This is a genomic window from Sulfitobacter sp. NFXS29 (assembly GCF_040148765.1).
In the GTDB taxonomy this organism is placed as follows: domain Bacteria; phylum Pseudomonadota; class Alphaproteobacteria; order Rhodobacterales; family Rhodobacteraceae; genus Sulfitobacter.
This window is the reverse complement of record NZ_JAGDED010000009.1, coordinates 141,199-163,946: the sequence shown is the minus strand read 5'-3', so window position 1 is coordinate 163,946 and position 22,748 is coordinate 141,199. Positions and strand designations below refer to the sequence as shown.

The 22,748-nt window shown below is 64.1% G+C and carries 22 protein-coding genes; 16 read left to right on the top strand and 6 right to left on the bottom strand.

The window, feature by feature from the left end; genetic code table 11:
* Positions 1-1,707, top strand: coding sequence for a thiamine pyrophosphate-binding protein (locus J3456_RS14835; RefSeq protein ID WP_349580902.1), 1,707 nt, complete (start codon positions 1-3; stop codon positions 1,705-1,707).
* 12 nt (positions 1,708-1,719) lie between these two features.
* On the top strand, positions 1,720-3,168 hold the full coding sequence (locus J3456_RS14830) for an FAD-binding oxidoreductase (RefSeq protein WP_349580900.1): 1,449 nt from the start codon (positions 1,720-1,722) through the stop codon (positions 3,166-3,168).
* A 4-nt stretch (positions 3,169-3,172) separates the two neighbouring features.
* On the opposite strand, the gene J3456_RS14825 is transcribed toward J3456_RS14830, so the two are convergent.
* Positions 3,173-3,919 carry an SDR family oxidoreductase gene (locus J3456_RS14825; RefSeq protein ID WP_349580899.1) on the bottom strand — a complete coding sequence of 249 codons (747 nt, stop codon included), beginning with the start codon at positions 3,917-3,919 and terminating at the stop codon, positions 3,173-3,175.
* Between the two features lie 169 nt (positions 3,920-4,088).
* On the opposite strand from J3456_RS14825, the gene J3456_RS14820 reads away from it, so the two are divergent.
* The 10 genes from J3456_RS14820 to ureG all read left to right on the top strand — a co-directional run bounded on the left by J3456_RS14820 (position 4,089) and on the right by ureG (position 11,146).
* Positions 4,089-4,700 (top strand): TetR/AcrR family transcriptional regulator, encoded by a 612-nt coding sequence (locus J3456_RS14820; RefSeq protein WP_349580898.1) that lies wholly within the window; start codon positions 4,089-4,091, stop codon positions 4,698-4,700.
* A gap of 11 nt (positions 4,701-4,711) precedes the next feature.
* Positions 4,712-5,692 (top strand): zinc-binding dehydrogenase, encoded by a 981-nt coding sequence (locus tag J3456_RS14815; protein ID WP_349580897.1) that lies wholly within the window; start codon positions 4,712-4,714, stop codon positions 5,690-5,692.
* A gap of 249 nt (positions 5,693-5,941) precedes the next feature.
* Positions 5,942-6,739, top strand: coding sequence for an urease accessory protein UreD (locus J3456_RS14810; RefSeq protein WP_349580896.1), 798 nt, complete (start codon positions 5,942-5,944; stop codon positions 6,737-6,739).
* 1 nt (position 6,740) lies between these two features.
* A complete protein-coding gene (locus J3456_RS14805) occupies positions 6,741-7,043 on the top strand; it encodes an urease subunit gamma (protein ID WP_067263701.1) in 303 nt (100 codons plus the stop codon).
* 9 nt (positions 7,044-7,052) lie between these two features.
* Positions 7,053-7,250, top strand: coding sequence for a hypothetical protein (locus tag J3456_RS14800; RefSeq protein ID WP_349580895.1), 198 nt, complete (start codon positions 7,053-7,055; stop codon positions 7,248-7,250).
* The gene (locus J3456_RS14795) at positions 7,247-7,552 is read left to right on the top strand and encodes an urease subunit beta (protein WP_349580894.1); all 306 of its coding nucleotides are present in this window, start codon (positions 7,247-7,249) and stop codon (positions 7,550-7,552) included. The genes J3456_RS14800 and J3456_RS14795 overlap by 4 nt, the downstream gene beginning before the upstream one ends.
* Positions 7,552-9,288: an urease subunit alpha gene (ureC, locus tag J3456_RS14790; protein WP_349580893.1), complete on the top strand. Its 1,737-nt coding sequence runs from the start codon at positions 7,552-7,554 to the stop codon at positions 9,286-9,288. Before J3456_RS14795 ends, ureC begins: the two co-directional genes overlap by 1 nt.
* A 10-nt stretch (positions 9,289-9,298) precedes the next feature.
* Positions 9,299-9,865, top strand: a complete 567-nt coding sequence (ureE, locus tag J3456_RS14785; protein ID WP_349580891.1) for an urease accessory protein UreE — start codon at positions 9,299-9,301, stop codon at positions 9,863-9,865.
* Positions 9,858-10,505 (top strand): urease accessory protein UreF, encoded by a 648-nt coding sequence (locus J3456_RS14780; protein WP_349580927.1) that lies wholly within the window; start codon positions 9,858-9,860, stop codon positions 10,503-10,505. The genes ureE and J3456_RS14780 overlap by 8 nt, the downstream gene beginning before the upstream one ends.
* A complete protein-coding gene (gene ureG, locus J3456_RS14775; RefSeq protein WP_349580890.1) occupies positions 10,502-11,146 on the top strand; it encodes an urease accessory protein UreG in 645 nt (214 codons plus the stop codon). Before J3456_RS14780 ends, ureG begins: the two co-directional genes overlap by 4 nt.
* 107 nt (positions 11,147-11,253) lie before the next feature.
* Here ureG and J3456_RS14770 read toward each other — a convergent pair whose 3' ends face one another.
* The gene (locus tag J3456_RS14770; protein ID WP_349580889.1) at positions 11,254-12,429 is read right to left on the bottom strand and encodes a nucleotide sugar dehydrogenase; all 1,176 of its coding nucleotides are present in this window, start codon (positions 12,427-12,429) and stop codon (positions 11,254-11,256) included.
* A gap of 234 nt (positions 12,430-12,663) precedes the next feature.
* Here J3456_RS14770 and J3456_RS14765 point away from each other — a divergent pair, with 234 nt between their 5' ends.
* Positions 12,664-13,998, top strand: a complete 1,335-nt coding sequence (locus J3456_RS14765) for a DUF2793 domain-containing protein (RefSeq protein WP_349580887.1) — start codon at positions 12,664-12,666, stop codon at positions 13,996-13,998.
* A gap of 48 nt (positions 13,999-14,046) precedes the next feature.
* Here J3456_RS14765 and J3456_RS14760 read toward each other — a convergent pair whose 3' ends face one another.
* From J3456_RS14760 to J3456_RS14745, 4 genes are all read right to left on the bottom strand, one after another.
* A complete protein-coding gene (locus J3456_RS14760; protein WP_349580886.1) occupies positions 14,047-15,009 on the bottom strand; it encodes a threonine ammonia-lyase in 963 nt (320 codons plus the stop codon).
* A gap of 88 nt (positions 15,010-15,097) precedes the next feature.
* Positions 15,098-16,243, bottom strand: a complete 1,146-nt coding sequence (locus J3456_RS14755; protein WP_349580885.1) for an aminotransferase — start codon at positions 16,241-16,243, stop codon at positions 15,098-15,100.
* A gap of 16 nt (positions 16,244-16,259) precedes the next feature.
* A complete protein-coding gene (locus J3456_RS14750) occupies positions 16,260-17,333 on the bottom strand; it encodes a serine hydrolase domain-containing protein (protein ID WP_349580884.1) in 1,074 nt (357 codons plus the stop codon).
* A gap of 87 nt (positions 17,334-17,420) precedes the next feature.
* Positions 17,421-17,900 (bottom strand): Lrp/AsnC family transcriptional regulator, encoded by a 480-nt coding sequence (locus J3456_RS14745; protein WP_349580883.1) that lies wholly within the window; start codon positions 17,898-17,900, stop codon positions 17,421-17,423.
* A 95-nt stretch (positions 17,901-17,995) separates the two neighbouring features.
* Here J3456_RS14745 and J3456_RS14740 point away from each other — a divergent pair, with 95 nt between their 5' ends.
* The 3 genes from J3456_RS14740 to J3456_RS14730 all read left to right on the top strand — a co-directional run bounded on the left by J3456_RS14740 (position 17,996) and on the right by J3456_RS14730 (position 22,614).
* Positions 17,996-19,198: a methionine gamma-lyase gene (locus J3456_RS14740; RefSeq protein ID WP_349580882.1), complete on the top strand. Its 1,203-nt coding sequence runs from the start codon at positions 17,996-17,998 to the stop codon at positions 19,196-19,198.
* A gap of 78 nt (positions 19,199-19,276) precedes the next feature.
* Positions 19,277-21,661: a thiamine pyrophosphate-binding protein gene (locus tag J3456_RS14735; protein WP_349580881.1), complete on the top strand. Its 2,385-nt coding sequence runs from the start codon at positions 19,277-19,279 to the stop codon at positions 21,659-21,661.
* Positions 21,662-21,693: 32 nt separating this feature from the next.
* Complete coding sequence (locus J3456_RS14730; protein WP_349580880.1) at positions 21,694-22,614, top strand: isoaspartyl peptidase/L-asparaginase family protein; 921 nt, start codon at positions 21,694-21,696, stop codon at positions 22,612-22,614.
* Positions 22,615-22,748: the final 134 nt, after the last annotated feature.

The window sequence follows — 22,748 nt, the reverse complement described above, 5'->3', positions numbered from 1 at the left end:
ATGCTGCAAAAAACTTCCCTCAAGGCGCGGACCGGCGGACAGGTCCTTGTGGATCAACTGCTGATCCACGGTGCCGACACCGCCTATTGCGTGCCCGGCGAAAGCTATCTTGAGGTGCTGGATGCGCTGCATGACGTGCAGGACCGTTTCACCCTCATCAACGCGCGGCACGAAGCCGGGGCCGCCAATATGGCCGAAACCTATGGCAAGCTGACCGGCAAGCCCGGCATCTGCATGGTCACCCGCGGCCCCGGCGCCTGCCACGCGGCCATCGGCGTTCATATCGCGCAACAAGACAGCACGCCGATGATCCTGCTGGTGGGTCAAATCGCCCGCGACACCACCGACCGCGAGGCGTTTCAAGAAGTCGACTACCGCGCCATGTTCGGCCCCATTGCCAAATGGGCCACCCAGATCGACGACCCGGCGCGGGTGCCGGAATATATGGCCCGCGCCTTTCGCGTGGCGACCTCGGGCCGTCCCGGCCCGGTGGTGATCTCCCTGCCCGAGGACATGCTGACCGAGGTGGTTTCCGTCGCCGATGCCCGGCCCTATACGGCGACCCATGCTGGGCTGTCGCCTGACAATCTCGACATGCTCAAGACCGAGATCGCGCAGGCCGAACGGCCCCTGCTGCTGCTCGGCGGCTCTGGCTGGTCGGATGAGAGTGCGGCGGCCATCACCTGCTTTGCCGAGGCCAACAAGATCCCCGTCACCACCTCTTTCCGGCGGCAAGACATCGTCAACAACCTCTCGCCCGTCTATGCAGGCGATTTCGGCACCTCTACCGCGCCCAGCCTCTATACGCATCAACGCGATGCGGATCTGCTCGTGGTGATCGGCGCACGATTGGGAGAGATGACGACCAAGACCTACACCACCATGCAATCGCCCAACCCCGAGACGCGGCTGGTGCATCTCTACCCCGACGCGGATGAGATCGGGCGCGTCTATTCGCCAGATTTGGGCATCGCCGCAGCACCCGTTTCCGTCGCTGCCGCATTGGACGGTGTCGATCTGGGCCGCGCTGAGGCATGGGACGCATGGTGCGACAAGCTGCACGCCGATTACCTCACCGATACCGAAGCGCCCAATAGCGGCGACTGGGACCTCGACATGGGGGTCGCACTTGCGCAACTGCGCGATGAGCTGCCCGATGATGTGGTGGTCACGCTCGACGCGGGCAACCACACCGGCTGGGCGCAGCGCTTTTTGCGCTTTGGCCGTCCGGGGCGGATTGTCGGGTCGACCTGTGGTGCAATGGGCTATTCCGTGCCCGCCGCCGTCGCGGCCTCGATCGCCGAGCCGGAGCGGCTGACGCTCTCCTTCGTCGGCGATGGTGGCTTTATGATGAGCGGCAATGAGTTGGCCACCGCCGCACAATATGGCGGGCGGCCCATCGTGCTGCTGTTCAACAACGGCATCTACGGGACCATCCGCATGCACCAAGAACGCGACCACCCTGAGCGGATCTCGGGCACTACGCTGCAGAACCAAGATTTCGTCAAAATGGCCGAGGGGCTCGGCGCCCATGCCGAACGTGTCACCAAGACCGAGGATTTCGCCGCCGCCTTCACCCGCGCCCGCGAGAGTGGCCGCCCGGCCCTGATCGAACTTGTAACCGACCCCGAGCAAATCTCGACCCGCACCACGATCAGCAAGCTGCGCGCGGCGGCCCAGAAAAAAGTCGACGCCGACCAGCGCTAAAGGATGACCCAGATGACCACTCTGACCGCGCCGCGCCGCGCGCCCGAAACGGACGGGCAAGACCATGGCGCTCTGCTCGATGATCTGCGCCAAGCCATCGGTGCCGCCCATGTCGTGACAGACGCCAGGGATTTTGACGCGCGGCTGATCGAAGATCGCGGGCTTCGGCGCGGCACGGCGCTGGCCCTCATCCGCCCCGGCTCCACCGAGGAGGTCGCCGCCTGCATGCGTCTGTGCCATGCCGCACAGGTGCCGGTGACCCCGCAGGGCGGCAACACCGGTCTGGCTGGGGGCGGCGTGCCGGACGGCGGGATCATTCTCACGACAGATCGGCTGAACCGCATTCGCGGGGTCGATCCGACCAACGCCACCATGACGGTTGAGGCGGGCTGCATCCTCGCCAATATCCAAGCGGAGGCGGATGAGGTCGATGCGCTCTTCCCGCTGTCGCTCGCCTCAGAAGGGTCCTGCCAGATCGGCGGCAATCTTTCGACCAACGCGGGCGGCACGGCGGTGCTGCGCTATGGCAACACCCGCGATCTGGTGCTCGGGATCGAAGCGGTATTGCCCGATGGCCGTGTGCTGAACGATCTGGGCGGACTGCGCAAAAACAACACCGGCTTTGACCTCAAACACCTCTTTATCGGGGCCGAAGGAACGCTTGGCATCATCACGGCGGCGGTGATCAAGCTTTTCCCCAAGCCCACCGCCCGCGGCACCGCGCTGGTGGCCTGCACCGGCCCCGACCCGGCGCTGGCGCTCTATGCCCGGATGCGCGGCCAAACGGCGGACACGCTCTCGACTTTTGAGTATATCGACCGGCTTGGCCTGCAAATGGTGATCGACCACGCGCCCGGCTGTAGCGACCCGATGGCAGAGGCGCATCCGGCCTATTGCCTGATCGAACTCACCGGCAATGGCGCGCAGGCCGACCTCGATGCCCGGCTGGAAGCGGCGTTGGAAGCCGCCTTTGAAGCGGAAGAAGTCCTCGACGCCGTGATCGGTGCATCGGAGGCGCAGAAAGACGCGCTTTGGGCGCTGCGGGAAAACCTATCGGAGGCGCAAAAGCCCGAAGGTGCGTCGATCAAACATGACGTATCGGTCCCGGTGTCCCGCGTGGCGGATTTCATCCGCGAGGCGACCCAAGCCTGTATCTCCCACATGCCCGGCCTGCGCCCCTGCCCCTTTGGCCATTTCGGCGACGGCAACCTGCATTTCAACCTGTCGCGCCCCGTCGATATGGCCGATGCCGATTTTCTTGGCCAATACAGCACGTTCAACCGGATCGTGCATGATATCGTGCACCAGATGGGCGGATCATTCTCGGCGGAACATGGCATTGGCACGTTCAAACGGGCCGAACTGCGCCGCTATAAAGACCCGGTCGCGCTGGAGCTGATGGAGCAGATCAAAGCCACCCTCGACCCGGGCCAATTGATGAACCCGGGCAAGGTGCTTTGACGGCTTAGCCGCGCCCCACAAAGGGCATTTTGGTGGCCATCACGGTGACGAACATGGCGTTGGAGTCGAGCGAGAGCTTCGCCATGTATGACAGCGTTTCGGCCACGTCGTTCACATCCATACGCGGCTCGGACATGCGGGCGCCGTTGGGCTGCAGGATGCCGTCTGCCATCCGCTCCGTCATCTCGCTGGCCGCATTGCCGATGTCGATCTGCCCGCAGGCGATGTCATGCGCGCGCCCATCGAGCGACAGCGCGCGGGTGAGCCCGGTAATCGCGTGTTTCGTCGCCGTATAGGGCACCGACAGGGGGCGCGGCACATGGGCGCTGATCGAGCCGTTGTTGATGATCCGCCCGCCTTTCGGGCTTTGGCGTTTCATCAAGACGAAGGCCGCGCGGGCGCAGAGGAATGACCCGGTTAGATTGGTCGCGACGATGTCGTTCCACTCCGCCACGCTGAGCGCATCCACCTCAACCGCGGGGCCGTTGCGCCCGGCGTTGTTGAACAGCAGGTCCAGCCGCCCGAAGGTCGCCTCCACTCTGTCGAAAAGCGCGTCGACCTCCGCCTCGACGCCCACATCGGCGGCCACGGCGATATGCCCCTGTCCGTCAAGCGTAGCACAGGCGGCGTCGATCTTATCCTGCTGCCGCCCGGTGAGAACGAGAGTGAAACCGTCTTTCGCCAACCGCTGCGCGCAGGCGAGGCCGACGCCGCTCCCGGCCCCTGTGATCAGAGCAATCTTTTGGTTCATCCTACTATCCCATTCCTTAACGTTGCGCGTCGGGTCGTTACTGAGAATCTAATATATAAGATGTCACAGGGATAGGTTTTTTCACCGCTTTCCAGTCATCACGGGGTCCGCGCCTCACATTCACGCGAGCGCACTAGACGACCGGTCTATTATTTCATAGATGCCTCTCATGACAGAGGCAAAGAAATCAGATCAGACGCGGCAACGCATCTTGGACACCGGACGTAGCCTCGTGCTGCGGCACGGGTTCTCTGGCGTTGGCCTGTCGCGGATCCTGAGCGAAAGCGGCGTGCCCAAAGGGTCGTTCTACTACTACTTCGCGTCGAAAGAGGCTTTTGGCACCGCGATGCTGGCCGATTACATCGAGGCCTATCTCGACCGCGTCGATGCGCTGATTGCAGCCCCGGGAACGGCGGGCGACAAGCTCGACAGTTTTTGGGATGCATGGCTCAGCCAATCCAGTGCTCCGGGGATCGCCAGCGCTTGTTTGGTGGTGAAACTTGGCTCCGAAGTGGCTGACCTGTCGAATTCCATGCGCGAAACATTGGATCAGGGTGTCGATGCTTTGGTCGCCCGGATTGCCCAATTGCTGCGCCAAGGCGCGCAAGACGGAACCGTCCGGGCGCTCGAAGACCCCGAATCCACCGCCCGCATGCTCTATGCCAAATGGCTTGGCGCGGCGGTGCTGGCCAAACTGGCGCGCAGCGATGCGGCCCTGCGTATGGCCCGCGCTGAAACCTCTGCCCAACTCTCCCCCACCGGGGGCCAATTCCCAACCTGAAAGGAAACAGCATGTTCGCTGCCATCCACGACACTTTCGGCGAGCCCGCCAAGGTTCTGACCACCCGCGAAACCGACAAGCCCGCACCCGCCGCTGGCGAAGCGCTGGTCCGCATGGTGCTGTCGCCCATCCACAACCACGACCTGTGGACCGTGCGCGGCAACTATGGCTACAAGCCCGAACTGCCCGGTGCCATCGGCGGCTCCGAAGCGCTTGGTATTGTCGAGGCCGTGGGTGAAGGCGTTGACGAAGCGCTGATCGGCAAGCGGGTCACGGCGGCCGGGTTCCACGGCGCGTGGGCCGAGTATTTCACCGCCCCCGCCGCGGGCCTGCTCCCCCTGCCCGAGGCGATCTCGGACGAAGCCGGTGCCCAGTTGATCGCCATGCCCTTCAGCGCCCTGTCTCTGCTAGAGACCCTGAAGGTCGGCGAAGGCGAATGGTTGATCCAAACCGCCGCCAATGGTGCCGTGGGCAAGATCATGGTCGGTCTGGCCAAGGCACGCGGGATCAAGCTGCTGAACCTCGTTCGCCGCGAAGGCGCCGCCGAAGAGATGCGCGACACCGGCGCGGAGCACGTGCTTTCCACTGAAGATGCGGATTGGCAAAGCAAGGCGCGCGAATTGATCGGCAAAGAGGGCGCGGTCTCGGCCATCGACTCGGTCGGCGGCGAGTTGGGCGGCCAACTGGTCGAGCTTCTGGGCAAGGACGGTGAGTTGATCGTCTTCGGCACGGCGACGGAACAGCCGCTTTCCATGTCCTCGGGCGAATTGATCATGAAGCACATCACGGTCAAAGGTTTCTGGGGTTCGCGCGTCAGTGGTGACATGGCGGCTGAGACGCGGGGCCGCCTGATTGGCGAATTGGTGCAACTCGCCGCGAAGGGGCAGCTGCCCCTCGACACCGGCGGCATCTACCCGCTGGCCGAGGTGACCGAGGCGATGAAAGCCGCGCTGACCACGGGCCGTGGCGGCAAGGTCATGCTGCGCCCCTGATCGGGATTTAACGACAGCGGCGGCCCTCCCTTCCGGGGCCGCCGCCCAATACGCGGAATGCTCAAGTTTAGGACAGCCCCGCGATTTACTGCTCATTTTTCAGGCAAGGCCGCTGTGCTGGCGACCCTGCACCGCCTCGGCGATGACTCTCCCCCGTCTCTATGGTGATTAAAAAATCATCAGACCTTTCCGGGCGGAGCCATTCTCATTCTCGTCGACACCAGCATAAATAGCCCCCAAGCGACCCCCGTGCAGCCGCGCGCGATCGGTGCGGCGATGGTCTCGGCAAAGGCCGCGCGGGGCGGCTCAACGCTGGGAGATTTGCGGCAATCGGGCGCGATGAAGCTGCTGTTTCCGCGCCCCGACCCCGCAATGCTGCAAGCGATCGTTATTAATTCCGCAGGTGGCATCACGGGCGGCGATAGTTTTGCCCTGACCGCCCGGGCAGAGGCAAAGGCCGCGCTCAGCCTCACCACGCAGGCCGCCGAACGCGCCTATCGCGCGCAACCGGGGCAAGTGGCAAACCTGCGCAACACCCTCGCCGTAGACTCCGGCGCGACGCTGCATTGGCTGCCGCAAGAGACGATCCTTTATGACGGATGTGCGCTGCGGCGGCAGCTGTCGGTCGATCTGGCGCTAGATGCCTCCCTCCTGCTGGTTGAGCCGCTGGTCTTTGGCCGCGCCGCCATGGGTGAAACCCTTCGACAGGCCCAGTTCCGCGACCGGGTCGAGGTCACCCGCGCGGGGCGCCCGCTGTTCCACGACGCGATGACGCTTAGCGGCGATGTCACCGCCCATCTGGCGGCCCCTCATATCGCGGCGGGCGCGGGCGCCCTTGCCACGATTATCTATGTCGCGCCCGATGCCGAAGCGCAGCTGGCCCGGCTGCGCAGCCAATTGCCCGCCAGCGCCGGGGCCACTCTGATCGGCCCTGACCTGCTGGTTGCGCGGATCCTCGCGGCAGATAGTTTCGACCTTCGCCAATCGCTCGTCCCGATCTTGGGCGAACTGAGTGGTGACACCCTCCCCCGATCATGGATGACCTGACGTGCAACTAACCCCGCGAGAAAAAGACAAATTGCTGATCTCCATGGCCGCCGAGGTCGCCCGCAAGCGCCTTGCGCGGGGGGTCAAGCTGAACCATCCCGAAGCCATCGCGCTGATCACCGACACCGTGGTCGAAGGCGCGCGGGACGGGCGCAGCGTGGCCGATATGATGCAGGCCGGTGCCCATGTCATCACCCGCGACGACTGTATGGAGGGGGTGGCCGAGATGATCCCCGAGGTGCAGGTCGAAGCCACTTTCCCCGACGGGACCAAATTGGTCACCGTGCACAACCCCATCAGATAAGGACATTTCATGCCGCGTTTTGCCCCCCTTCTTGCCCTGCCGCTCATGTCGCTTGCCATGGCGGCCTTTGCCCATACGGCGCCTCTCCCCCATGGCCATGGCGCAAAGAGTGACGGATCGCTGGCGGTCTATATCGTCGCCGGGCTGGCCTTTGTGCTGTCGGGGCTGATCCTTGCCATGCGCCACCTGAAAACAGCCAAAGCATGATCCCCGGAGAGATTTTTCCGGCGGCGGGCCTGCTGACCCTGAATGCCGACAGCGAGGCGATCACGCTCATGGTGGCCAATACCGGTGACCGCCCGGTGCAGGTCGGCAGCCACTACCATTTCGCCGAGAGCAACCCCGCGCTTGCGTTTGACCGCGCGGCGGCACGGGGGCACCGGCTTGATATCGCGGCGGGGACTGCTGTGCGGTTCGAGCCCGGCCAACGCCGTGAGGTATCGCTGATCCCGATCCGCGGGGCGCGGCGGATCTTTGGCTTTAACAGCGCGGTGATGGGAGACCTCTGATGCCTGCACAGATCAAACGCGGTGACTATGCCGCCATGTTCGGCCCCACGGTGGGCGACCGGGTGCGGCTGGCCGACACGGACCTCATCATCGAAGTTGAGCGCGACCTGACCACCGAACGCAGCGGTCAAAACGCCCCCGCCTATGGCGAAGAGGTCAAATTCGGCGGCGGCAAGGTGATCCGCGACGGCATGGGCCAATCGCAGGTGACCCGCGCAGGCGGGGCCGTGGATACGGTCATCACCAATGCGCTCATCGTCGACCATACCGGCATCTACAAAGCCGATGTGGGGCTGAAAGACGGGCGCATCGCCAAGATCGGCAAGGCGGGCAACCCCGATACGCAACCGGGGGTCGATGTCATCATCGGACCGGGCACCGAGGTGATCGCGGGCGAGGGGCGCATCCTGACCGCAGGCGGGTTTGACAGCCACATCCACTTTATCTGCCCGCAACAGATCGAAGACGCGCTGCATTCGGGGCTGACCACCATGCTTGGCGGCGGCACCGGCCCCGCACATGGCACATTGGCCACCACCTGCACACCGGGCGGCTGGCATATCGGGCGCATGATGCAGGCCGCCGATGCTTTTCCGATGAACCTCGCCTTCGCGGGCAAGGGCAATGCCAGCCAGCCCGCCGCCCTTGAGGAACAGATCAACGCGGGCGCTTGTGCGCTGAAACTGCATGAGGATTGGGGCACCACCCCCGCCGCGATTGACTGCTGCCTGAGCGTCGCCGACGCCATGGATGTGCAGGTGATGATCCACACCGATACGCTGAATGAAAGCGGCTTTGTCGAACATACCGTAAAGGCCATGAAAGGCCGCACGATCCACGCTTTCCACACCGAAGGCGCAGGCGGCGGCCATGCGCCGGATATCATCAAGATCTGTGGCGAAGAGCATGTGCTGCCCTCCTCAACCAACCCCACGCGGCCCTTCACGGTCAACACGCTGGAAGAGCATCTCGACATGCTCATGGTCTGTCACCACCTTGATAAATCCATCCCCGAGGACGTGGCCTTTGCCGAAAGCCGCATCCGCAGAGAGACCATCGCCGCCGAAGACATCCTGCATGACATGGGGGCCTTTTCCATCATCGCCAGCGACAGTCAGGCCATGGGCCGGGTCGGAGAAGTCTTGATCCGCACATGGCAGACCGCCGACAAGATGAAAAAGCAGCGCGGGCGGCTGGCCGAAGAGACGGGCGAGAACGACAACTTCCGCGTCCGCCGCTACATCGCGAAATACACCATCAACCCCGCCATCGCGCATGGCATCTCGACCCATATCGGCAGCATCGAAGAGGGCAAGCGCGCCGATCTGGTGCTGTGGAACCCCGCCTTTTTCGGGGTGAAACCGGAGATGGTGCTTTTGGGGGGCAGCATCGTCTGCGCGCAGATGGGCGACCCGAACGCCTCTATCCCGACACCGCAGCCGGTCTATTCGCGGCCCATGTTCGGAGCCTATGGCCGCGCGGTGGAAAACTCTGCCGTGGTCTTTGTCAGCGAAGCGGCAGAGGCGGCGGGCGTGGGCGGCAAGCTTGGCCTTGCCAAACAAACCCTCGCCGTGCGCAACACCCGCGAGATCGGCAAGCGCGATCTCAAGCTGAACGATGCGCTGCCCAAGGTTGAGGTGAACCCCGAAACCTATGAAGTCCGCGCCGACGGTGAGTTGCTGACCTGTGAACCTGCCTCTGTGCTGCCCATGGCGCAGCGCTATTTCCTGTTTTGAAGAGAGCCAAATGACCCCCATCCTTTGCCAAGACATGCGCCGCGCCGAAGCGTGGTCCGATGCCAGTGACCGGGTAGAACTGACCTATGACGGGCGTTTTCTGCGCCGCAAGGTGCTGACCACGGCGGGCGGGCTGCCGTTTCTGGTCGATCTGGCGCAGACCACCTCGCTTGACCACGGCGACGCTTTTGTTCTGGCCGACGGGCGCGTGGTTGAGGTGGTGGCCGCCGAGGAAAACCTGCTGGAAGTGACCGGCCCCGACCTGCCGCGCATCGCATGGCACATCGGGAACCGCCATACCCCCTGCCAGATCGATACCGACCGGCTTGTGATCCAGCGCGACCATGTGATCGCCAAGATGCTTGGCCAGATCGGTGCCGCCACGCGAGAGATCACCGCACCCTTCCGCCCCGAAGGCGGCGCCTATGGCCATGGGCGCACCCATGGCCATGACCACGGCCATGTTCACCACGCCGTTCATGATCACCACCACGCGCATGATCACGACCACGCGCATGATCACGACCCCGTCCATGATCACGACCCCGCCCAGCACCACGACCACGCGCATGGCTGAAACCCTGAAGGCCGACGCGCTTCTGACGCTGGTGCAGATGCTCTCCCCCTCCTACCCGGTGGGGGCATTTGCCTATAGCCACGGGCTGGAATGGGCGGTGCAGGACGGGACGGTGACGGATCAAGATGCTTTGGCCGACTGGCTGTGCAGCGTGCTGCGGGACGGTGGGGGACAGGCCGATGCGCTGTTTCTTGCGGCGGCCTATCGCGCGGATGACCCGGCAGAGATCGACGCGCAGGCCCGCGCCTTTGCAGCCTCTGCCGAACGGTTGAAAGAGACCGTGCTGCAAGGCGAAGCCTTTGCCCGCGCAAGTGCCGCGATCTGGCAGGTCGACCTGCCGCCGCTTTGCTATCCGGTTGCCGTAGGACACGCGGCGCGTCTGCAAGGGCTGCCCCTGCGCCAAACGCTAGAGCTGTTCTTGCACGCCTTTGCCGCCAATCTTGCCACTGCAGGCATGCGCCTTATCCCCTTGGGGCAGACCGAGGGGCAGATCGTCATCCGCGCGCTCGCGCCGGTCTGTCTCGAAGTTGCCGGGGCAGCGGCGGCAGGCACGCTCGACGATCTCTCCTCCACCGCCTTTCTAGGTGACATCGCCGCCATGAAACACGAAACACAGTATTCGAGGATTTTCCGCACATGAAACGCAACAATGGCCCTTTGCGTGTCGGCATCGGCGGCCCCGTGGGCGCGGGCAAAACCACCTTGACGGCAGCGCTTTGCCGCGCCCTGCATGACCGGCTGTCAATCGGCGTGATCACCAATGACATCTACACCCAAGAGGATGCCGAAGCGCTGATGCGGATGCAGGTGTTGCCCCAAGACCGGATCATCGGGGTCGAGACCGGCGGCTGCCCGCATACGGCAATCCGCGAAGATGCCTCGATCAACCTAGCCGCCGTGGCAGAGATGGTCGCGCGCCACCCGGAGGTGGATGTGGTCTTGATCGAAAGCGGCGGCGACAATCTGTCAGCCACTTTCAGCCCTGAGCTGGCGGATGTGACGCTTTATGTGATCGACGTGGCAGCGGGTGAGGAAATCCCCCGCAAAGGCGGACCGGCGATTACCAAGTCCGACATTCTGGTGATCAACAAGACCGATCTCGCGCCCCATGTCGGGGCCTCGCTTGAGGTCATGCAGCGTGATAGCGCGCGGATGCGGCCAGACTTGCCGACGGTCTTTTGCGCATTGAAGTCCGGCAAAGGGGTCGACGCTCTGCTGGAGCATCTGGCGCAGGTGGGCGGATTGGACCTCGCGCCCATGGCCCCGGCAACCGCGGATTAGGCGGTGGTGAAACCCGCCTTCTGGTCGCGGGAGGCGGACAACGGCTGCTACCCTCGCCCCGCTGCGGCCCGCCATTCCAAAGCGCGTTGAGGCGTGCCGCCCATCCGTTAATCCGCGCCAAAAAGGTCGCGGGTAAAGACCTTGTCCGGGACATCCGCCAAATCGGGGTGATTGCGGTTTGCCACGATCACATCCGCGCGCGCCTTAAACGCCTCCAGATCGCGCGTGACCTCCGAGCCAAAGAACCGGTCCTCCTGCAACACAGGTTCGTAGACGATCACTTCGATGCCCTTGGCCTTGAGCCGTTTCATGATCCCTTGGACCGAGCTTTGGCGGAAATTGTCCGATCCGGTCTTCATCACCAGCCGGTAGATGCCCACCCGCTGAGGGCCAAGTGCCATGATCTGCTCTGACACAAAATCCTTGCGGGTGCGGTTCGCCTCGACCACGGCGTTGATCAGATTTTGCGGCACATCCGAATAGTTCGCCAGCAACTGCTTGGAATCCTTGGGCAAACAATAGCCGCCATAGCCGAAAGAGGGGTTGTTGTAATGCCCGCCCACGCGCGGGTCGAGGCAGACACCGTCGATGATCTGACGCGTGTCCAACCCATTGGTCAGCGCATAGCTGTCCAACTCGTTAAAATACGCCACCCGCATGGCGAGGAAGGTATTGGCAAAGAGTTTGACCGCCTCTGCCTCGGACGCGCCGGTAAAGAGCATGGGGATATCATCGTCGATTGCCCCCTCGGCCAGCAGTCGTGCAAAGCGCCGCGCACGGGGGCTGTCTTCGCCGACGACGATCCGCGAGGGGTGCAGGTTGTCATAAAGCGCGCGGCCTTCGCGCAGGAATTCCGGGCTGAAGATCACTTGATCGGTGTCCAACGCGGCAGACAGCCCTGCGGTATAGCCCACCGGCACCGTGGATTTAATAACGATGGTGGCCGTTTTCGTGACCGCCAGAACATCCCGCACCACGGCCTCGACACTGGAGGTGTCGAAAACATTGGTACGCGGGTCGTAGTTCGTCGGCGTGGCGATCAGCACATAGTCGGCCTCCCGGTATGCCGCCCCCGGCTCGGTGCTGGCCTTGAGGGTGAGCGGCTTTTGGGCGAGGTATTGCTCGATCTCGGGGTCGACGATCGGCGCGTGGCGCGCGTTCACCTGCGCCACCCGGTCCGCGTTCAGATCCACCGCCGTCACGTCATTGTGCTGCGCCAGAAGCACCGCGTTCGACAGGCCGACATAGCCGATGCCAACAACGGCGATCTTGGTCATAGACATAAATGTGGGCCTTTCCTGCGTGCCGATGGCGAGATGTTAGACTGCGGCTTTCGAATTGAAAAGGTGCCGCCTGACAGGGAGTTAGGGCGGATTGGCAATTGTGAAAGCGGCCCGGTTCAGCATTCGGCGGTGGGGCAGGCCCCGCGCCGTTGCGCGCCGCCCGAGCGGTGGGTTGTCAGGCTGGAAAGACTTCTTTCACACAGTCTCAGGCGACCCATAACCCGGAGAGCCCCGATGCCCGACACCTCAGAGCGCTTGTCCCTTCCCTATCTGATGCCGGCACAGGCGCAGAAACATGTGACCCACAACGAAGCGCTGCAACGGCTGGACCTTCTGGTGCAGCTTGCGGTCGAAGGTTTCGACGCCAACACCCCGCCCGCCCTGCCGCAGGCGGGGGAGGTTCATGCCCTCGGCACCGCCCCCACGGCGGCTTGGGCGGGTCATGTCGGCGAACTGGCCGTCTGGATTGGAGAGACCTGGCAGTTCAGCGCGCCACAGGACGGCTGGCTTGCCTTGGATAAATCCACCGGGATCCTGCGCCGTTGGGTGGCGGGCGAATGGGCCGAGGTGTCGCCCCCCGACCTGGCGAACCTCTCTGGGGTGGGGATCAACACGGCTCACGACAGCGGCAATCGCTTGTCGGTTTCTTCCCCGGCGAGTCTGTTCACCCACGAAGGCGCGGGGCATCAGGTGAAGCTCAACAAGGCCAGCGCCGCCGATACCGCGAGCCTGCTGTTCCAGACCGATTTCTCCGGACGGGCCGAGATGGGCACAGCAGGGCAGGATGATTTCGCGATCAAGGTCAGCGCCGATGGCAGCGGGTGGACCACCGCGCTGGCCTTTGACGCCGCCAGCGGCATGGCCACGGGCGCGGCGCTGACGCAGAGCGTGGATGACGCGACGGTGGGACGGCTGCTGCGCGTGGGGGATTTCGGCATCGGTGCGGATGCGGGGCCGCTTGTGGCGGACCTTGACGCGCATGATCTTTCGGGCAGTTTCTCAGCCTATGGCGGCGCCCATGCACAGGCACCCGCCGGGGCCAATCCCTTTTCGGCGCTGGATGGGGTCTTTGGCCTGCTTTGCGGCAACAGCACTTTGGGCGGGCAGAGCGCGAACTTGTGGCAGATCGCAGTGGGGATCGACACGCCGGGTCTGGCCTTTCGCGTGCGGGCAACCGGGGCATGGGGCGCGTGGCAAGCCCTGTGGTCCGGGACGAACACGACCGTGGATGCCAATGGGTTCATTAAAGAAGCGAGCCCGATTGTCCGGCTGTTCCACGACAGCAGCGAAGAGCCAGCGGTGCCCCTAGCGGCGCGGTTCGAACGGATTGGGCTTGGCCACTACAGATTGACGGATGTCCCGCCGCTTGCGTCCAAAGGGTGGCAGATCGAAGTGCCGCAGGATGCGAATGGCAACCGGTTGGTCTATGTCGATTGCAGCTATGACGCGGGGATGGCGGCGCTTGATGTTCGTACCCGCGAGGTAATCTGGCAGGATGGCTGGGCCGGGGGTGCGCCCTGTGACATCCCCGTGGGCCGTTGGGTTGATCTGCGGTTCGACATGCCCTGAGGCAAAGACGGCCCCGGCCCGCTGACGCCACAGCGGGCCGGGCTGCAATCAGAGAATGCCGCGCAACTGCGCGACCTCATAGTTGCCCCCGCAAAGCAAAGCGGCAGAGGTTTGGCCTGCGTATTTCTGCGGTTCCGCCAGATAGGCCGCCAGCGCCAAAGCGGCGGCCCCTTCGACCAACATATTCTCTTCCCACGCCAGCACTTTTAGCGCGGTGGCGATTTGTGCTTCGTCGCAATATACGATCTCGTCGATCACCATGCTTGCCATCGGCAGGGTGAGCGAGCCCTCATCGACCCCACCCGCCACGCCATCGGCCAGCGTGTCGAGATGTTCCGTCTCGACGATCTTGCCCGCCTTGATCGACGCCGCCAGAGCGCAGCTGTTGGCGGCACTCACGCCGATCACGCGGGTTTGCGGCGAGAACTCTTTGATCACCGCCCCCATGCCCGAGATCAACCCGCCCCCGCCCATCGAGATAAAGACAGTGTCGATCCCTTCGATCTGGTCGAGCAGTTCCAGCGCGGCGGTGCCTTGGCCCGCGATCACCTCGGCGTCGTTGTAGGGTGAGATATAGGTGTAGCCTTCGGCCTCGGCCAAGGCCTGCGCATGCCGTTCCGAAAGCGACGCATCCGACCCATGGATCACGACCTTGGTGCCGAAACCTTCGATGGTTTTGCGTTTCTTGGCGACGACCGTCTCGGGCAGCACGACGATCAATTCATGCCCCGTGGTCTGGGCGGCACGTGAACAGGCGATGCCGTGGTTGCCGGAGGATGCGGTGATGACCGGTCGGTCTAACGGCACCGTGGTCAGTTTGGCATTGGCCCCGCGGAGCTTGAACGACCCGGTATGTTGAAAGTTCTCGGTCTTGTAGAAAAGCCGCGTGCCTTCTGCCATCGGCAGGCGCGAGGCGATCACCGGGGTGCGTGAAATCGCGCCTGCGATCTTGCGGTGAACCACGCAGGAACGCGCGGCGGATTGGGCGATCAGATCAGAGACTGGCGGCATGATAGGCTCCATCAGGTTGGCTGAGATGCGGCACTGCGGCATGTGGGCGCGTCAGAGCCCGATGACCGCAGCGGAGGGCGGTCATCGGTTAAGGCTGCGTGGCGGTCCGGTCCACGCTCTGTCGCGCGAGGAAGGTCGAGACACGTGCCAGCCCGGCCTGCAAGTCTGCGGTCGAATTGGCGAAACCGATGCGCAGCCAACCCTCCATATCCATGGCGCTGCCGGGGGTGAAAAGCACGCCCTCCTCCTCCAGCAACTGGGTGCAGAAATCGCGGCTGTGCAGCGGTAGGTCGTATTTCACCAACGCCGTGGTGCCCGACTGGGGTTTCACCCATGAGATCAGCGGCTCCGCCTCGACCCAATCTGCCAAGATTTCGAGGTTCCCCCGGGTGATCCGATGCGCGCGGTCAAGGATCTGCGCGCGGCTCTCAAGCGCGAGGGCCGAGAAATACTCGTCGATCCCCCCGACGGAAATCGTGTTGTAGTCACGGTGGATCATGATCTTCTCAAGCAGCGCCTGCGGCCCCGCCACCCAGCCCACGCGCAGCCCGGCCAGCGAATAGGCCTTGGACATGCCCGCCGTGCTGATGCCGCGGTCGTAGAGATCGCAGATCGAGGCGGTATAGCCATCACCCGTCTGATCAGTGCCGCGATAGACCTCATCGCAGAGCACCCAAGCCTCGCTGCCGCACGCGATCTCGGCGATCTCTGCCAGCATCGCGCGGTCCATCAGTGCGCCGGTCGGGTTGTTGGGATTGTTGGTGGCGATCATCCGCGTATCGGGGCGCATCATGGCGCGCAATTCGTTCAGATCGGGCAGAAATCCGTTCTCGGGGCGCAGTTGCAGGAGTTCGACCTCTGCGCCGATGCTCTCGGGGATGGAGTAGTGCTGCTGGTAGGTCGGCACGATGGCGATGACATGGTCGCCGCGCGAAATCAGCGTTTGGTGTACCAAGGCATTGGCCCCGATGGTGCCATGGGTGGTCAGGATGTTCTCGCGGCTCTGGGTCTCATAAAGCCCCGCCACCGCGTCGCGCAGACGGGCCGAGCCTTCGATCGCGCCGTAGCCCATGCGCATCCCGCGCAGTTCGCCCAGCACCGAATTGTCGACGCCCGCCATGTCGATCAACTCACCCAGGGTGATCGAGTCGACGCAGGTCTCGGCGAGGTTGTAGCGGCAGTGGTTCTCAAATTCGTTCATCCACATTTCGACGCCAAAGGTCTTGATATGCATGGGGTTTCCTTTCGTTTCAGCTATCGACCAGCGCGGCGAAGAGCCGGCGGAGGAAGGGCGGCGTGGCGGTCGGCGCGAGCCAGCGCATCACCGCGACGATTCCCTGCTCGGGCGCGATCCAGATCGTATGGCCGCCCGCGCCCTGCGCACTGAAGGCGCTCTCGGGCAGTTTCGGATCGGCCTCGGCCCCGCGGTTCAGCCACCACAGGAAGCCGTATTTGTCGAGCGTGGGCGTGGGCGTCAGGGAGCGCTGCATCCAATCCTCGGGCAGGATTTGCACGCCGTTCCACGCGCCGTTCTGGCAGATGAACTGGCCGAACTTGGCGTGGTCCTCGGCGCTGATGAAGAGGCCCCCGCCCCAATGCCCGCCGCCGGTGACCGATTGCATCCGGGTGCCGTCCAGTTCGACCCATGAGGTCGAATAGCCCTCCCACCGCCAGTCGTCCGAGGCGCCGATCGGGTCCATGATCCGCGCGCGCAGCACCTCCGGGAGGGGGCGGCCGAAGCGCATCATCAGAGCATAGGCCAGTGCGTTCACGCGCACGTCGTTGTACTCATAATTGCTGCCCGGCGCGCCGACCTGCCGCAATTGCCCCTTGCGGCTGTTGTCCGCCTTCGGACCGATCTGGCGAAAGTGGTCGACCTGATCGTCCTTGCCGAAAATCTCGCCGCGCCATTCGCTGTTCATCTGCAACAGGTGCCGCCAGGTGATGCGCCCGTTGTGATCCCCCGCGAAAAGCGGCCCCGGCACGCTGTCGCCCACCGGCGCATCAAGGTCCGCGATCAGCCCGTCTTTCACCGCAAGCCCCGCCAGCACCGAAAGGTAGCTCTTGGCGATGGAGAATGTCATGTCGGGCCGCGTCGTATCGCCCCAATCGGCCACGCGCTCGCCGCGCTGCAGGATCACCCCCGCCGGTCCGCCGCGCGGTTTGACGGGCCCCACGATTTCCGTCCAAGGGCCGCTCTCGTTCCACTCGCGGTTTCCGACGTAAGCCCCATCGGGGTGGTACATCGAGCGCGGCCAGTCGGTCTCATCGCCAAGCACATGGTCGACGACGGCTTGCAGGGCGGGGGTGGCGGCGAAGGTCATGTGGTCTCCTCGGGGGTCGGGCGAACCTTTCCCAAGGGCACGGGGATTGTAAACCGGTTAAATGTCTATGCCCGTTCAATCCCCCACCTAGTCAATAGTATCGGGATAGACCTGAGTGCTTTTGACCACGCCATAGACAAAGCTGGTGTCGATCGAGCCGATGCCGCCGATCGGATGCAACCGCGCGCGCACGAAGCGCTCGTAATCCTCCAGATCGCCCACCACGACGCGCAGCAGATAGTCCGACAGCCCGCTCATCACGAAACATTCCAGCACCTCCGGGATCGCCTTGATCTGGTTTTCAAAGCGTTTCACCGTAGCCTCGTCATGTCCGTCCAGCGTCACCCGCACCATGACCGTGACCGGCAGCCCGTAGGCCTTGGCGTCGACCTCCACGCTGTAGCCCCGGATCGCGCCGTTTTTCTCCAGCGCGCGCAGGCGGCGTAGGCAGGGCGAGGGCGACAGGCCAACTTCCTCCGCCAGATCGAGGTTGGTCATCCGGCCGTTGCGTTGCAGCGCGCGGATGATGCGGCGGTCGGTGGCGTCCAATCGGGGCGTTTGGGGCATGATATGCCAAATCTCCTGCAATTTGCGCATATATTAGCAACCAAATGCCCTGCGTACCATCGGATCATGCCCCCAAAATCAGACAGGGGCCAGCCATGACCGAGAACCAGAAATCCTTTGCCACCCGCGCCATCCACCACGGCTATGACGCGCAGGATGAACAGGGCGCGCTGAACCCGCCCATCTACATGAGCTCGACCTTCACCTTCGAGACCGCCGAGGCGGGCGGCGACATGTTCGCGGGCGAGCGCGCGGGGCATTTCTACACCCGCATCAGCAACCCGACGCTGGACCATCTGGAAAAGCGCATCGCCAACCTCGAGGGCGCCGAAGCCGGGCTCGCCACCGCCTCGGGCATGGGGGCGATCACCTCGACGCTCTGGACCTTCTTGCAGGCCGGCGACGAGATCATCATCGACAAGACGCTCTATGGCTGCACCTTCGCCTTCATGACCCACGGTCTGCCGCGCTTTGGCGTCAAGGTGACGCTGGTCGACATGACCGAGCCCCAGAACCTCGCCGAGGTGATCAGCGACCAGACCAAGGTGGTCTATTTCGAAACCCCCGCAAACCCGAACAACCGTCTGGTGGACATCGCCGCGATCTCTGAGATCGCGCATCGCGCGGGCGCGAAGGTGGTGGTCGACAACACCTATGCCACGCCGGTCATCACCCGCCCCATCGAATATGGCGCCGACATCGTGCTGCATTCGGCGACGAAATACCTTTCCGGTCACGGTGATGTGGTCGCGGGTCTTGTCGTTGGCAGTGCCGAGGACATGACCCAGGTGCGGCTTGTCGGTCTCAAAGACATGACCGGTGCCGTGATGTCGCCCCTGACCGCCATGCTGCTCTTGCGCGGGATCAAGACGCTGGAACTGCGGATGGAGCGGCACTGCGCCACGGCCGCCAAGGTGGCCGAGGCGCTGGAGCAGCATCCAGCGGTGCTGCATGTCGCCTATCCGGGGCTGGAGAGTTTCCCGCAGGCCGAACTGGCGCGGCGGCAGATGGGCAATTTCGGCGGCATGATCCCCTTTGAGGTCAAGGGCGGCAAACCGGGCGGCATCGCCTTTATGAACCGTCTGCACCTCATTCAGCGCGCGGTGAGCCTTGGCGATGCGGAAAGCCTGATCCAGCACCCCGCCAGCATGACCCATTCGACCTATTCCCCCGAGGAACGCGCCGAGCATGGCATCGCCGAAGGGCTCGTGCGGCTCTCGGTTGGGCTGGAATCTGCGGAAGACATCATTGATGACCTTTACGCCGCGCTTGGCGCGCATAACATGCAAGTGGCCTGATCCGGCAAAGACCGGACAAGTCGCGGGCGGTGTCGAGGAGGGCACCGCCCGAGGGATCCTCAAGATGAAAGACCTGCCATGACCGCTCTCGCCCCTGCCCAGCTCAAGACCATCGAACAACGTCTGCTGTGGCTGTCGCACTGGATGATCCATAACGCCAACCACATCCGGCCCAAGGTGGACGGGATCAAAGTGGGCGGGCATCAGGCGTCTTCGGCCTCCATGGTGTCGATCATGACCGCGCTTTATTTCAGCGCTCTGCGGCCTGAGGATCGGGTGGCGGTCAAGCCCCATGCCTCGCCGATCTTCCACGCGATGCAGTATCTGATGGGCAATCAGACCCGCGAAAAGATGAAAAACTTCCGCGGGTTTCAGGGCGTGCAGAGCTACCCCAGCCGGACCAAGGACATCGACGATGTGGATTTCTCCACCGGCTCGGTGGGTCTTGGCGTGGCGGTGACTTCCTTCGCCTCATTGGTGCAGGACTACATCACCGCGAAGGCTTGGGGCGCGGATGTCGATTTGGGCCGCATGGTGGCGCTGGTGGGCGATGCGGAACTCGACGAGGGCAATATCTATGAGGCCCTGCAAGAGGGCTGGAAGAACGATCTGCGCAACACATGGTGGATCATCGACTACAACCGCCAATCGCTCGACGGGGTGGTGCGCGAAGGGCTGTTCAAGCGCATCGAGCAGATTTTCGACGCCTTCGGCTGGGACGTGGTTAAGGTGAAATACGGCGCCCTGCAACGCGCAGCCTTTGGCGAGCCGGGCGGCGACAAGCTGCGCGACTGGATCGACAATTGCCCGAACCAACTTTACTCGGCGCTGACCTATCAGGGCGGCGCGGTCTGGCGCGAGCGGCTGATGGAGGCGCTTGGCGATCAGGGCGATGTCACAGCACTGATCGACGCGCGCAGCGATGACGAACTGGCCGAGCTGATGGAGAACCTCGGCGGCAATTGCGTGGAAACCATGGCCGAGACCTTTGCCGCCATCGACCACGACCGCCCGGTCTGTTTTCTGGCCTACACGATCAAGGGCTGGGGCACGCCGATCGCGGGCCACAAGGACAACCACGGCGGGTTGATGACTAAGACCCAGATGGCCGACTGGCAAAAGCACATGGGCGTGGATGAGGGCGCGGAATGGGAGAAATTCGCCACCGTCGACGACCCCGATTCCCTGCAAGCCGCGCTCGACCGCGTGCCGTTTTTCGCCAAAGGCCGCCGCCGCTACAGTGACGCCAGCCTGCCGGTGCCGCAGATCGAACTTTCCAGCGACCGCGAGATTTCCACGCAGATGGCCTTTGGCAAGATCCTCGACGATCTGTCGAAAGGCGACAGCGATCTGGCCGCGCGTATCGTCACCATGTCCCCCGACGTGACCGGCACCACGAACCTCGGCCCGTGGGTGAACCGGCGCAAGCTGTTTGCGCGCAGCGAACAGGCAGACACTTTCATCAACGAAAAAATCCCCTCCACCGCGAAATGGGAGTTCACCCCCGAAGGCCAGCATATCGAACTGGGCATCGCCGAGATGAACCTCTTTCTGCTCTTGGGTGCGGCGGGCCTGTCGCATTCGCTCTTTGGCAAGCGGGTCATTCCCATCGGCACGGTCTACGACCCCTTCGTCGCGCGGGGCTTGGACGCGCTGAACTACGCCTGCTACCAAGACGCGCGCTTCATGATCGTCGGCACGCCATCGGGCGTGACGCTCGCCCCCGAGGGCGGCGCGCATCAGTCCATCGGCACGCCGCTGATTGGGATGAGCCAAGACGGGCTGGCGAGCTTCGAGCCCGCCTTTGCCGATGAGTTGGCCGTCATCATGCAGTGGGCCTTCGATTATCTGCAAAAGGACGGCGAAGGCGACCCGGACGAGCGCACGTGGCTGCGCGATGAGACCGGCGGCTCGGTCTATCTGCGGCTCACCACCAATCCCATCGAACAGCCCGGCAAACGGGTCGACGAGGACTTCCGCCAAGGCGCCATCGACGGGGCCTATTGGCTGCGCAAGCCGGGGCCGAACTGCGACGTGGTAATCGCCTATCAAGGCGCGGTGGCGCCCGAAGCGATCAAAGCGGCAGGCAGCATCGCCGAAGGCCGCCGCGACGTGGGCGTACTGGCGGTGACCTCTGCCGACCGTCTGAACGCGGGCTGGACCGCCGCGCAACGCGCCCGCGCGCGGGGCAACCACGCGGCGCAAAGCCATATCGAAACGCTGCTGGGGCAGCTCCCGCGCGACTGCAAGCTGGTCACGGTGATCGACGGGCATCCGGCGACACTTTCGTGGTTGGGCTCGGTCGTTGGGCACCAGACGGTGCCGCTTGGGGTGGAACACTTCGGACAGACCGGCACCATTGCCGACCTTTATCGCCACTTCGGGATCGACGCGCGGTCGATCGTGGAAAAGGTGCAGGGGCTGACCTCGGGCCGCCAGATGCTGCACCGGGTTGCGGGCTAGACGCCCCCCCCCCCCGGATCGAAAGGACCGACATGACCTATTCCCTTGCCATCCACGGCGGTGCCGGAACCATCCTGAAGGAAAACATCACCCCCGAGCAGGAGGCCGCCTATCACAACGCCCTCTCCCGCGCGCTGGAAGCGGGCGAGGCCATCCTGCGCGAAGGCGGCAGCGCGATGGACGCGGTCGAAGCGGCGGTCTGTGCGTTGGAGGATGAGCCCCTGTTCAACGCAGGGCGCGGCGCGGTCTATACGTCCGAAGGCGCGCAGGAGATGGACGCCGCCGTGATGGACGGGCGCGACCGCAGGGCGGCGTCGGTCGCCGGTGTCTTTGGCCCGAAGAACCCGGTGAAACTGGCCCGCGCGGTGATGGAGCGGACCGAGCATGTCACGCTCATTGGCCCCAACGCGCTAGAGATCGCGCGGCAGGCCGGGCTTGAATTCGGCGACCGTGACTATTTCTTCACCCAGTCTCGCTGGGACGCGTTGCAAGAGACGCTTGCGATGCGCGCCCGCGGCGAAGTCTCGGACGATCCAGCGCGGCGGCATGGCACCGTGGGGGCCGTGGCGCGCGATGTTGCGGGCAACATCGCCGCCGCCACCTCAACGGGGGGCATGACCGCCAAGGCCCCGGGCCGCGTCGGCGACACGCCGATGATCGGGGCAGGCACATTCGCCGATAATGCGACCTGCGCGGTCTCGGCCACCGGACATGGAGAGGTCTTTATCCGCTGGAACGCGGCGGGAGAGATCGCCGCACGCATGCGCCACGCGGGCGAAGACCTTGCCACCGCCGCCGATCATGTGGTGATGCAGGATCTGGCCCCCAACGACGGGTCGGGCGGGATCATCGCCGTGGACGGTGCGGGCAATATCGCCATGCCGTTCAACTCGCAGGGCATGTACCGCGGCACGGTGCGACAGGGCAGCGCCCCCGAAACCAGCATCTACTGAGCGGCCCCGCCCTTCGGTTGCCCTCCTGCCACTGCCGGCGGGACAAATGCGGCCCGTTGAGGGCCACCTGCCATCTAAATCTTGACATTTAGCCCCCTCCCTTTGATTGACGGTCAAACGAACTTGACGGGAGA